Genomic DNA, 12,492 nt, shown 5'->3' on the forward strand with positions numbered 1-12,492 from the left:
TTTGAGATAATTCCTATGATTATTAATCCTACTTTTTTAATTAAAGACCCTGCAATAATTCAAGGTTTAATTAATGCTACGATGACACGACATGGTGGTGTAATTAGGGAGGCTGCAACGGGTCAAATTGTCCGTCACTTAGTAGAATCTCCCGCACTAACGAGTAATTTAATGACTTTTGCTGCAAACCCATTATTAGGCGCAGTAAAAGTTGTTTCGGATACTGCTGGTCACGGTATTACTATTCACAAGCTGAATCAAGTCCAACAAATGCTGTCTCCTATATTAGGATTATCTCAGATAGCAGCAGGTGCTAGCGTACTTAATGTCGGTATTAGCCTCGCTGGGTTTGCTTATATGGGTTATAAACTCAATCAAATCCAAACTTCCTTGGGTAAAATGCAGCAGTCAATGGAAGCTGGTTTTAAAAATATTGACGAACGTTTTGATGTCTTATCTGGACAATTAGCATACCTGCATTTATTAGTGCAAGCAAATCGTCAAGGACAAATTCATCTCGCGGATGCGATTAATCAACTTCATCGGACAATTCTAATTAAAGAAATAGCCGAACTACGCGCCGAATTAATAGCGAAAGATCGCTTCCCAGATACATCCATTCAATCTGCTTTAAAAGTTGCTTCTAAAGTTCGGATGATAATGTCTGACCAAGTATTACAAATCACCCCTGAATTAGAACCTCAGAAGATGCTGTTAGCCGATGTTGCTACTCAAGGATGGGCGGTAGCTACAGCGACCGAAGCATATTTATTATTAGAAGTTGGGATGTTTGAGGAAGCACAAGAATTACTCAGTTTAGAAGTTCCCAAATTCAAACAAAATGCCGAACAATGGACAGACAACTTGTTAAATACTGAACGTCCCGAACTAAACACAGGTTATCGATTTACAGCACCAGTATTCAAACAGCACATTAGTCCAGAGAGAGTAGAGAGAATCGTTAATGTTTCTTCAGGCGATCGCAATTTATCTCTAGAGAAAAAACAAGAAAAGCAGGATGATATTGCTGTTGAGTTTCAGATGTCCTATACTTCACAGTATGATCGCAGTTGGATTTATCAGCAAGTAGCAGTAGCAGAATATCTAGATGCTTTTAGCGAATTATCTGCCAGATTAGAAACCTTACAAAATTTTGCTACCCTGTGCCAAGAAACTGGAGTCAAAAGTAGTCTTGAGCTACTATCGAGTGAACAAGAAGAGAATACTTGGTATACACTACCTTGTTGAGCAAAAAAAATAAGATCGAGTCAATACTGTTAGTTTTTACAGACTTTAAAGCTGATTAGCCATAAATATCATCATTGGTGGAAAGTCCTTTTAGACTGACACGTTAGTGGAAGTGGGCGATACTGGACTTGAACCAGTGACGTCCTGCTTGTAAGGCAGGCGCTCTACCACTGAGCTAATCGCCCTCAGTTACCTAATTTACAGATGCCCTTGAGAAAAGCTTTAAAATACCTGAAAACTCAGTACTTAGAAAATATAACAGTCTTTTGGTTTTTTAGCAAACTTTCAATTAAATCAATACAGCAACAAATTATAAATAACAATGCACCTCAGCCTATTCTTGTCTTGATAAGTTAAAAAGGAATTTCTAGACCAATTTTAGATTTAAAACTGCCATCTTGTTGAAGATCGGCATTTAAACCAATCGAACCCAATTTTGTCTGGGCTTTCCAGAAAGCACTGCCACCAGTAAAAGCAGTTTCTCGATCAACATTAGCTTTAACTCCCAGCAAACCCAAAGCTGTTTTAGCTGCAATTTTAATACTGCCACCAGCAAAAGTAGTATCATCATCAAACTCTCCACTTACTCCAACTCCAATATCAGAACCCAATAAACGATTTGTATTCCAAGAAGCATTGCCACCATTAAATCTAGATTGCTCATCAATTTTGACATTGGCAGTTAAAGAGCCAATCAAGGTATTGGTAGCAACATTAACGTTACCGCCAGCAAAGGTAGTATGGTTAAATTTACCCTTGACTGCTAGTGAACCTAACTTGGTTTTGGCATTCCAGGCAGCGTTTGCACCGCTAAATTGAGTTTGATCGTTAAAGTTGCTTTGTACTGCTAGTGAACCTAACTTGGTTTTGGCATTCCAAGCAGCGTTTGCACCGCTAAATTGAGTTCGATTATTAAAGTTGCTCTGTACTGCTATTGAACCTAACTTGGTTTTGGCATTCCAGGCAGCGTTTGCACCGCTAAATTGAGTTCGAGCGTTAAAGTTGCTTTGTACTGCCAACGAACCTAATTTGGTCTTAGTCTGCCAAGCAACAGTACTTTTAATCGGTTTAATTTGATTACTAATATTGATAGCTAAATTTATTGAGCCTAAATCTGTTTTAGTTTGCCAAAAAGCTTTGCCTTTTCTTAAATTTGCTTGAGAATCAAAATTGCCGTCGAATTTCAAAGAACCAATCTTGGTATCTGTTTTCCAAGATGCTACACCAGATTTAAAAGCAGATGCTCGATCCTCAGAAAAATCATCCTGAACTTCATTTAAATCAATACTATTTTTATTTACAGTGAAAGTACTGACGGCAGCAGGGAAAGTATTGTTTGCCTTTTTTTCAGCATTCAATACATAATTAGAAGATATTTTGCTAGTTCCTAAAATTTTAGCAGCCGAAAAAAGCTCTAAATTGCCTCGCATTACTTTGTTGTTAGTTGATGATTGTTTAAAATCACTTGGAAGTACAATTGGCTCTAAAAAATTGATCGATGTGACTAAAAACATCCCTGCTGCGGTTAACCACATAAATATATCTCTGAAATTTAAAAGGTTTTACGGCTGATCTCTAGTTTAAATTTCAGAGATATGAAAAGGGTGTGATCTGCAAACGAAGTTTTGATAAAATTCTTGTTTTGCGCTTAATATAGATTGTTTGGGACTTTTTGTGGCGATTGTAATTCTAATTGTAATTTTAAAATTGATTCTCTAAATATAAAAAAGAAGATGCGATCGCTCACAGCAGCGGACAGACCCCCGCGCATGGTTCAGCATCGGTTTAGGGCGGAGTAATTTGTGACTATTTTTTAATAATTGAAACAATTTCAAATAATTACAGTTAGGTTCAATGTTGATTTTTGCTTCAATTATTTCCGCATTTTCATTGACTATTAGCATTACTTATGTGTAAGATGATACTTATATATAATTAATCTTTAGTTATTTTCCGTAATCTAGTGCAGCGGAATTTTAATCTAAAAGTAATTATCAACATCATTAAATAATTATCAATAGAACAGGAGATATTTAAATATCATGGGAGATAAAGATTTTTTCTTAAGTACTGATGATGCTCAGAGTATGGGCGACATCAACTACATGAGAACTAGCAAAAGAACCAGAAGAACTTTCCCTAAAACCCTCAAGAACAAAGATGGTTTTTCGTTTGACAACGACGTTTCTTCGATGGATAACAGAAACAAACTTCCTAAAAATAGCAATACTAATCAGAATATAACTGAAAATACCGTTTTTAATCCTACTCCTAGCTCTCAGAATCAGGCTGGAACTGGCGTTTCAGCAGCTATCCAAAATAGTCAGGATAAGACTCAGTATGATTTTAAACCATCTCTATCCGCACCTGCACCTGCACCAACTCAACAATCTCCTGAGAAGCGTCGTCAGTCAGATAGTAGTATGGATATGTTCCGTAACATGGCTAAGAACATCGGTAAAAGATAGTAAATTAGTTCAAAACTAAAAGTTCCAGTTTAGATAACAAGAATACTTGAGGTAAATTATTACAGCTTACCTCAAGTATTCTGTTTTTTACTGTAAGATAATATTGCAAAAAGTAAATTACGATGTGTCTGGGACAGGCAAGAATAAGCCTACTAAACGTAAATTTATTTATTAGGGAGTTAAAAATTGATGACCAATACGCAAACTAGGAAAGCCGATCATCTGCGTATTTGTCTGGAGGACGACGTTCAGTTTCGTAATTTAACTAATGGATTAGATAAATATCGTTTTGAACACTCCTGTTTACCTGAAATCAACCTAAGTGAAGTTGATTTAAATATAAAGTTTCTTGATAAAACTTTAAATGCACCCATACTAATTTCTTCCATGACGGGAGGAACAGAACAAGCAAAAATGATTAACTCTCGTTTAGCTGTAGCAGCCCAAAAGCACGGTTTGGCGATGGGGGTAGGTTCACAACGGATTGCAGTAGAAAATCCTGATGTAGCGCATACTTTCGACGTGCGATCGCTTGCTCCTGATGCTATATTGTTCGCTAATCTGGGGGCGGTACAGCTCAACTATACCTATGGCATTGAGCAGTGTTTAAGAGTTGTAGATATTTTAAAAGCCGATGCTTTAATTTTGCATCTTAACCCTTTACAAGAATGTATCCAACCCAACGGCGATACAAAATTCAAAGGTTTGTTAGCTAAAATCAAACAGCTATGTCAGCAAATAAATGTACCTGTAATTGCTAAAGAAGTCGGCAACGGTATATCTGCAACCATGACAACTAAGCTAATCGAAGCAGGGGTAAATGTCATTGATGTAGCAGGTGCAGGAGGAACATCCTGGGCAAAAGTAGAAAGCGAAAGGGCAGAAACCAATTTACAGCGTAGATTAGGCAAAACTTTTGCAGATTGGGGAATTTCTACAGCCGATTGTATTGTCCAAATTCGCCAACAATATCCAGACTTACCTTTAATTGCATCTGGAGGCTTACGGGATGGTATGGAAGTGGCAAAAGCGATCGCCCTAGGTGCAGATTTAGCAGGATTGGCTTTTCCTTTTCTTCAGGCTGCATCAGAATCAGAATCAGCCATAGACGAGTTGATTGAGTTACTAATAGCCGAAATTAAAACAGTTATGTTTTGTACGGGAAATGTTAATTTATCCCAGTTAAAGCGATCGTCTTCTTTGCTCAAGGTTAAGTAAGGTGATTAGGTAAAAACTCAAAACCTTAACTGTAAATTGAGTTTGAAATATAGTTTATTATTACTTTCCATAATTATCTTGCCATATCTATGTCTAGTCGTAGAAGGAGTATCTAGTTTAATATTATTAAACAAGTATGACTTTAAACTTTCTATATCTATAATATGGAATGCAACTTGATCGCCAGATTGTTTAACTACTATAATTCCATTAGCTTCGTAAGTACCATCCCATTTGCTACCTGCAAAAAATCCTAATAAAACATCTACCAAAAGCTTCTTAACTTTACTAACCAGAAAAATTTTATCTTCATACTTTATTTGCTCGATTAAATCAGTATTATTATGAATATAATCAATAATATCTGAGATAGAATTTTTTCTATGTTTGTAAAAAGTAAGTAAAATACTACCGATAATTTCGGGCATCAAAGAGTCAACCATTTTCAAGTTATATTCCATAGTTTTCTTTTCTGGAGCAACATATTTAAATATTCCTCCATATTGTTCAATCAACTTAATACGATCTGTTAATTTAGTTCTAGTATCAATAGCATTTATTTCATCTACTTTATCTTTAGCTAGATTTTTGATTTCAAATATAAAATTGGTATTTCCCGAAGCATTGAGCAAGGTTGGTTTACTTCCCAAATAAGACTTTATACCAAAGCCTTCATTCTCTTTTGCTAAAATGTTATTTTGAATATTTAAAATAATATCAGCTTTTTGAAAGCTGGTTCCACCTTTAACAATAGTCAAACCTAAAATATCTTGAATAACTTGAAAGTCACCAATTATAAAAGTACCTTTTCCTGCTTTGATTTTAGCAACCAAACTTTTTATTGTATTACTATTTATTAGTTCGTTTATCTCAACTATTTTAATTGTATTATTATCTTTATTTAATACTTCTATTTGATTTTTGTTTTTTAATAAAAACTCTAAGTTAATATTTTGACCAGTGACTTTTGTGACTCGAAAATAATCACCCGTAGGATTAAGATTTTCATCTGATAGTAAAATTTGTTGCTCTGCTAAAATTTTGACAAAGGTTAATAGTTCTGACCATTCCCCTTTATTTTTAGTTTTTTTCATTGTTATTTTTTTACTATCTAAAGTGTTCATGTAGGCAATAATGTTTCTACCAACAGCTTTCACTGCATTAACTGCTACGCTATTACCTAATTGCTTGATAGCCTGGGTAGGACTTACTGGAAATTCAAAATTATCGGGAAATCCCTGCATTTTCTTTGCTTGAATATAAGTTAGTTGCCTAACTTCTCCGTTAACCAAATACGAATCCCAGTTACGACGATCATTAATATTTGAACCACGACCACCAACTCTCAAAGTAAACCCTATTTCACGACTACAAACCCCGCCCCAAACATCACTCATGTTAAATCTTAAGGGTAGTTTTTCAGGAAAATTAAATCCTTTGAAAAAATTTTCATCGCGAAATCCTACCATAAATATTCTTGGTCTTAATTGGGGTAAACCATAATCTGATGCTTTGACAACCTGATAATAGAATGAGTAGTCTAAATCTAGTTCTAAGATTTCTCGAATTACTTTAAAAGTTTTACCTTGGTCATGATTGACTAAACCTCTAACATTTTCTAAAAAAAAAGCTTTTGGTCGCTTAACTTTTATAATGTCGGCAATATTAAAAAACAAGTTACCTCGTTCTGAGTTATGAAAGTCATTAAATCCTCTTTTATAACCTGCTTGACTAAAAGGTTGGCAAGGAAAACCTGCACATAATAAATCAAAATCTGGAATTTCGTCGGCAACAATATGTCTTATGTCACTATTAAAAAGATCTTCTTGAAATAATTGAGGAGAAATATTTTTGAAGTTATGAATATATGTTTTTCTCGCATATGAATCAATTTCCGAAGCAAAAATGCATTTTCCCCCAAGCTCATGCATTGCCAGGTGAAATCCGCCAATTCCTGCAAATAGGTCAATGAATGTAAATCTTTTTTGCTCCATATCACTCTACCCATCCTACTTATTAAACCATCAAACTTGGTGGCAATCTTTATACTTTTTGCCACTACCACACCAACAAGCTTCGTTACGCTTGGGTACTGTTCCTGGTAAGATATCCCCTTCTACATAAAACCATTGACCATCAGTTTTAATAAACCTTGAACGTTCGTGGAGTTGTCCTGGTTCATTTACCTGATAAATTGCTTCAAACTCAACATACCCAGTCACGTCATTCTTTTTGCCTTTCTGGGTATCAATAACGGTCAAGCTTAACCACTGGGTATTGTTGATACTTTTGGTTAATTCTTGCTTGTCGCCAAGTTTTCTTTTGTCTGGATGCAGAGTAGCAAGGAGATAATCAACCTTACCTTGACTAAAAGCAGTATAGCGCGATCGCATTAATTTCTCAGCCGTCTCTGGTTTCTTTTTCCCAGATAGATACACCCCACAACAGTATGAATATTGCTTTTTGCTTCCACAAGGACATAGTTCTTTGGACATTTTGAAGTTAGCAAACCTTTTGTAGCTAAATATATTAGATATTATCTCAGATGGAAAAAATCTGAAATTGGTGGTGCGATCGGGTAATAATATACAGATGAGAAGATGAGCAAACCTCTAACTAAATTTAGATAGTTATATTACTGTGACAGAAGCAAAAAGCTACAAAGAAACCGTAAATCTGCCCCAAACAGCATTTAATATGCGGGCGAATGCCGTGCAGCGTGAACCAGAATTACAGCAATTTTGGGCGGAAAACAAAATTTACGAGCAACTGTCACAGAATAATCCCCAAGACTCTTTTATTCTCCACGATGGCCCTCCCTACGCTAATGGTGCATTGCACATGGGTCATGCGCTGAATAAAGTGTTAAAAGACATAATCAATAAATATAAGTTATTGCAAGGACACAAGATAGACTATATCCCTGGCTGGGATTGTCACGGGCTACCGATTGAGCTAAAAGTTTTACAGAAAATTAAGTCTAAAGAGAGACAAGAGTTAACTCCGCTTAAACTGCGCCAAAAAGCTAAAGAATTTGCACTCCAGGCGCAACAAGAACAGTGTGAAAGTTTTAAACGTTATGGCATCTGGGGAGATTGGTCACATCCTTATTTAACTCTCAAGCCTGAATACGAAGCAGCACAAATCGATGTTTTTGGACAAATGGTGCTTAAAGGGCATATTTATCGAGGTTTAAAGCCCGTTCACTGGAGTCCTAGTTCTCGAACTGCGTTAGCTGAGGCAGAATTGGAATATCCTGAAGGACATACTTCTCCTAGTATCTATGTGGCTTTTCCTGTAACTAAATTAGGCGAGGGCGCAGCAGAATTAGAAGAATATTTGCCTAACTTAAGCGTAGCTATCTGGACAACTACTCCCTGGACTATTCCTGGTAACTTAGCAGTGGCTGTTAACGGAGAATTAGAATATGCGGTGGTGGGGATAGATCCCCCCGCCTTCGGAACCCCCCTTGATAAGGGGGGTTGGGGGGTATCTAATTTAATAGTTGCTAAAGATTTAGTCGAGAAACTATCAACAACTTTAGGAGTAGAGTTAAAGGTTAAAACTACCCTGACAGGTAAAGCTTTAGAAAATACTGTTTATCGCCATTCTCTATACGATCGCGAAAGCAAAGTAGTAATTGGTGGTGACTATATTACGACCGAATCTGGTACAGGATTAGTACATACTGCCCCTGGACATGGACAGGAAGACTATATCACAGGACAAAAGTATGGTTTGCCAATTCTTTCGCCTGTGGATGATGGAGGAAAGTTTACCGAGGAAGCTGGTAAGTTTGCAGGGTTGCAGGTAGTAGCAAAAGGCAATGAAAAAGTAAGCGCAGGTAATCAGGCGATTATTGATGCGTTAACAGAAGCAGGTTCATTACTCAAGCATGAGGAATATGCTCATAAATATCCCTATGACTGGCGTACAGGAAAGCCTACTATTTTCCGCGCCACCGAACAATGGTTTGCTTCGGTAGAAGGCTTCCGCGATCAGGCATTAAAGGCTATTTCTGATGTAACTTGGATTCCTGCACAGGGAGAAAAACGTATTACGCCGATGGTGAGCGATCGCTCTGACTGGTGTATTTCTCGTCAACGGGCTTGGGGTGTACCAATTCCTGCCTTTTTTGATGAGGAAACAAACGAGCCTCTATTAACCGAAGAGACTATTAATCATGTTAAGGCGATCGTTGCTGAAAAAGGTTCTGATGCTTGGTGGGAATTATCGGTAGAAGAGTTATTACCCGAACAATATCGCCATAACGGACGCACCTATCGCAAAGGTACAGATACGATGGATGTCTGGTTTGATTCTGGTTCGTCTTGGGCTGCGGTAGCCAAGGGAAGATTGAAATATCCCGTAGATATGTACCTAGAAGGCAGCGATCAGCATCGAGGCTGGTTTCAATCTAGCTTACTTACCAGCGTGGCGACTAACGGTATTGCACCCTACAAGACTGTTCTCACTCACGGCTATGTGGTAGATGAAAAAGGCTTTAAGATGAGTAAGTCTAAGGGTAATGGTATCGCCCCCGAATTGATTATTGAAGGAGGCAATAACCAAAAACAAGAACCCGCTTATGGTGCTGATGTGCTGCGTCTTTGGGTGTCTTCAGTTGATTATACTTCAGATGTTCGTGTCGGCAAAAATATCATCAAGCAGACTTCTGATATGTACCGTAAGGTGCGCAATACGGCTCGTTTCTTGCTGGGTAACTTACACGATTTCGAGCCGAAAAAAGATGCAATTCCTTATGCAGACTTACCAGAATTGGATAAGTATATGCTGCACCGCATGACCGAAGTATTTGCTGAAGTTACCGAAGCTTATGAAAGTTATCAATTCTTCCGCTTCTTCCAAGCAATTCAAAACTTTTGTGTCGTGGATCTATCTAACTTCTATTTAGATATTGCTAAAGATAGACTTTATATCAGCAGCCTTGATTCTTTCCGTCGTCGTAGCTGTCAGACAGTATTGTCAATTGCCATTGAAAACATTGCCAAAGCGATCGCACCTGTACTGTGTCACATGGCAGAAGATATCTGGCAAGCCTTGCCTTACGATACGGGTTATAAATCTGTGTTTGAATCTGGTTGGGTGGAAACTAAAGAAGAATGGCGCGTAGGGGCAAACGGTCGTTCGCCCCTACAATGGGATACGATCCGTAACCTGCGGGATGAAGTAAACAAGGTAATGGAACAGGCAAGAACAGCCAAAGCGATCGGTTCTTCTCTTGATGCTAAAGTGTTGCTTAATGTTCCTGATGCAGAATTAAAAAACAAACTGGCTTCTTATAATTCATCTGATACTTTAAGTGAGAAAAACGTTGACGAACTACGTTATTTCTTTTTAGCTTCTCAAGTTGAGTTAGTCGATTCTCTTCCTGATGCGGAATATAAGAGTGAATCAAATATTGCCAATATTGCTGTAGTCAAAGCTGACGGTGAAAAGTGCGAAAGATGTTGGAATTATTCTTTGTCTGTTGGTAGTTTTGCCGAAGATCCGACAATATGCGATCGCTGTAACGCTGCGTTAAAAGGCAAGTTTTAATTCTTATTAGCTGTAGGGGTAATTAGTTTTATCCCTAGAATTATTGTATCGAGCAATTGAACAAGCCGATTTAACTATTAATGCTTTAGAAGTAAGTATTAAAAAGATTAAGAATAACTGGAATCTATCATGAATAGTAGAATACCTGACATTAAGACTAGAGAAAAATCAGTATCACGACTTAAAGAAGCTTGTTTGATGTTAGATGCACTTAACATGACCTTAGATGAAGCGATCGCTAGTGCTGAGTTTGATATTCGCAACAATGATATCAATCGTCGTCGTCAAAAAGCAGAAAATTTGTTTGCTAATTATAAAAAAGAAATTAGTTAAATAATGCGATCGCAGTTGGAATTATTCTCTTTCTGTTATTAGTTTTACTAACTCTAGATAAAGCGATCGCTTTTGGTTTACTAAGCTTCGTTTGTATAATAAGACAGCTTTTGATCTAGTCTTTGTTGAGCTTCTATCAACGACTCAAAAACTTCACATCCATTCACATTGCGATCGCCGGTCTACGAAAATTTATTCAAGGTGAGCAAGATTAAAATTGTCGTTTCTAAAGCAAATCAGGAGTTATTAAAACTTCTTATTTCGTTTATTATTCTTACTCCAATTACATACCTCTCTAGCAATAGCTTCTCCTGTTTTAGCTGCTTCTTTAGCTTGATATAAAAATAAGTCAATAGATTGAGTGGGTTCACTTGGTTTTGATTTAACTATGGCGTGTATGATTTGGTTTCTTGAAAGTCTCCATTGATCTACTTCATCTATCAGATTAGAATAATTACCTGATGACAGTCCACTGGAAAATTTTGAACGCCATTTTTTAATTAGTTTATTGAATGAAGGAAAGTTTTTATCATGTACCGAAAAGGTTGCTTCTTGTTTACTGTGTAAATAGCTTATAAGGCGGTCTGAAATAATACTCTCCTGAATTGCAATAGCCTCCAAATAGAAACCATGTTCTTGAGCCAATTTAATTCGTGACCATGCTTCACGATATGAATTATACTTTTCTGTATTTCCAGCTACTTCTTTTTGTAAGACTTGGCTTTTTCTCATAATCATGAGTTGTTGAATCTAATTTATTTCAAAATATTTAAAGTTAGAATAACTATTTGTTTAAGAATTGAGTGTGATTGTAGTCACACTCAATTCCTAGAGTAATTTTACTTTCGTAGCAATCAGCTTAACTTTTAAATTATCTATTACAAACATAAGCAAAATACAAATCGCAATCGTTACTTTAGTTTATTAGGCTTGCTTAAATGTGTTGTTTTAATGTGACATGAATCATAGTCAATAAAAATTTTCAATGTTAACTTAGTTACTTAATCATTTTACCGAACTTAATATATTATAATGAAAATTTTATTAACGGTTTTGAGTCTCATTTCTTTAGGCTTAGTAAGCTGTGGTCATAAAAAAATTACTAATAAAGACGTAATCCTTGCTAAGGAGAACCTTGAAGTGGCACAAAGCCTAGTTGAAGGATCTTTGTTCACCCCTCAAACTCTAAAACCTGGCTATTTAAAAAAATCTGAAAAATTATTGGCTTTATATGAGGAAAATGACTGTTATATTGATAGCTTAGGTGGATTTGAAAAGATTCATGAAAATGTAGATTGTCAAAAATTAGTTCCACAAATGGTTAAAGCTGATAAAGAGCTATGGAACATTTCTAAGAAATACCATAACGAAAAAAATATATGTAACAATCATTTGGACACAATAGGTGTAAAAACTAAAAAAGAGTGCAAAACTTATCTTAAGCAAAAAGAAGAAGGAATGAAAGAAGGGTTGAATAAAACAGACTAATTAATTAAAAGATTAAAGAAATAGATAATAAATGATCGCTGCGACTTTGATTGTTTAAATAGTGTCTTTTTCAATTTAGAACAGAAAAAACTAAACGAAACAGTCTTATTTTGCCGATATTCCAATTACTTTATAATTAGCTACTTATGAAAAAATTAGTGTAAGGATAAAATTGCTT

The 12,492-nt window shown here is 36.2% G+C and carries 10 protein-coding genes and 1 tRNA gene; 6 read left to right on the forward strand and 5 right to left on the reverse strand.

Annotation, left to right across the window (positions count from 1 at the left end):
- Window positions 1-15 precede the first annotated feature (15 nt).
- Complete coding sequence (locus tag SLP02_RS22235) at window positions 16-1,248, forward strand: hypothetical protein (protein WP_319422905.1); 1,233 nt, start codon at window positions 16-18, stop codon at window positions 1,246-1,248.
- Between the two features lie 113 nt (window positions 1,249-1,361).
- Here SLP02_RS22235 and SLP02_RS22240 read toward each other — a convergent pair.
- Window positions 1,362-1,433 (reverse strand) — tRNA-Val (locus SLP02_RS22240).
- A 168-nt stretch (window positions 1,434-1,601) separates the two neighbouring features.
- Window positions 1,602-2,783 carry a hypothetical protein gene (locus tag SLP02_RS22245; protein ID WP_319422906.1) on the reverse strand — a complete coding sequence of 394 codons (1,182 nt, stop codon included), beginning with the start codon at window positions 2,781-2,783 and terminating at the stop codon, window positions 1,602-1,604.
- A gap of 507 nt (window positions 2,784-3,290) precedes the next feature.
- Between SLP02_RS22245 and SLP02_RS22250 the strand changes: the two genes are divergently transcribed.
- Together SLP02_RS22250 and fni are read left to right on the forward strand one after the other, a co-directional pair.
- A complete protein-coding gene (locus SLP02_RS22250) occupies window positions 3,291-3,716 on the forward strand; it encodes a hypothetical protein (RefSeq protein WP_319422907.1) in 426 nt (141 codons plus the stop codon).
- Between the two features lie 189 nt (window positions 3,717-3,905).
- Entirely contained in the window at window positions 3,906-4,934 is a 1,029-nt protein-coding gene (gene fni, locus SLP02_RS22255; protein ID WP_319422908.1) for a type 2 isopentenyl-diphosphate Delta-isomerase, read from the forward strand.
- Window positions 4,935-4,951: 17 nt separating this feature from the next.
- Here the strand turns inward: fni and SLP02_RS22260 are convergent, their stop codons facing one another.
- Window positions 4,952-6,928, reverse strand: a complete 1,977-nt coding sequence (locus tag SLP02_RS22260; protein WP_319422909.1) for an HpaII family restriction endonuclease — start codon at window positions 6,926-6,928, stop codon at window positions 4,952-4,954.
- Window positions 6,929-6,958: 30 nt separating this feature from the next.
- On the reverse strand, window positions 6,959-7,429 hold the full coding sequence (locus SLP02_RS22265; RefSeq protein WP_319422910.1) for a YchJ family protein: 471 nt from the start codon (window positions 7,427-7,429) through the stop codon (window positions 6,959-6,961).
- Between the two features lie 145 nt (window positions 7,430-7,574).
- Here SLP02_RS22265 and ileS point away from each other — a divergent pair, with 145 nt between their 5' ends.
- Together ileS and SLP02_RS22275 are read left to right on the forward strand one after the other, a co-directional pair.
- A complete protein-coding gene (gene ileS, locus SLP02_RS22270) occupies window positions 7,575-10,493 on the forward strand; it encodes an isoleucine--tRNA ligase (RefSeq protein ID WP_319422911.1) in 2,919 nt (972 codons plus the stop codon).
- A gap of 129 nt (window positions 10,494-10,622) precedes the next feature.
- Window positions 10,623-10,826 carry a hypothetical protein gene (locus tag SLP02_RS22275; protein WP_319422912.1) on the forward strand — a complete coding sequence of 68 codons (204 nt, stop codon included), beginning with the start codon at window positions 10,623-10,625 and terminating at the stop codon, window positions 10,824-10,826.
- 246 nt (window positions 10,827-11,072) lie between these two features.
- On the opposite strand, the gene SLP02_RS22280 is transcribed toward SLP02_RS22275, so the two are convergent.
- Window positions 11,073-11,558 (reverse strand): hypothetical protein, encoded by a 486-nt coding sequence (locus tag SLP02_RS22280; protein ID WP_319422913.1) that lies wholly within the window; start codon window positions 11,556-11,558, stop codon window positions 11,073-11,075.
- 300 nt (window positions 11,559-11,858) lie between these two features.
- Between SLP02_RS22280 and SLP02_RS22285 the strand changes: the two genes are divergently transcribed.
- Window positions 11,859-12,314 (forward strand): hypothetical protein, encoded by a 456-nt coding sequence (locus SLP02_RS22285; RefSeq protein ID WP_319422914.1) that lies wholly within the window; start codon window positions 11,859-11,861, stop codon window positions 12,312-12,314.
- Window positions 12,315-12,492 lie beyond the last annotated feature (178 nt).

The sequence above is a fragment of the Pleurocapsa sp. FMAR1 genome (assembly GCF_963665995.1).
GTDB lineage: Bacteria > Cyanobacteriota > Cyanobacteriia > Cyanobacteriales > Xenococcaceae > Waterburya.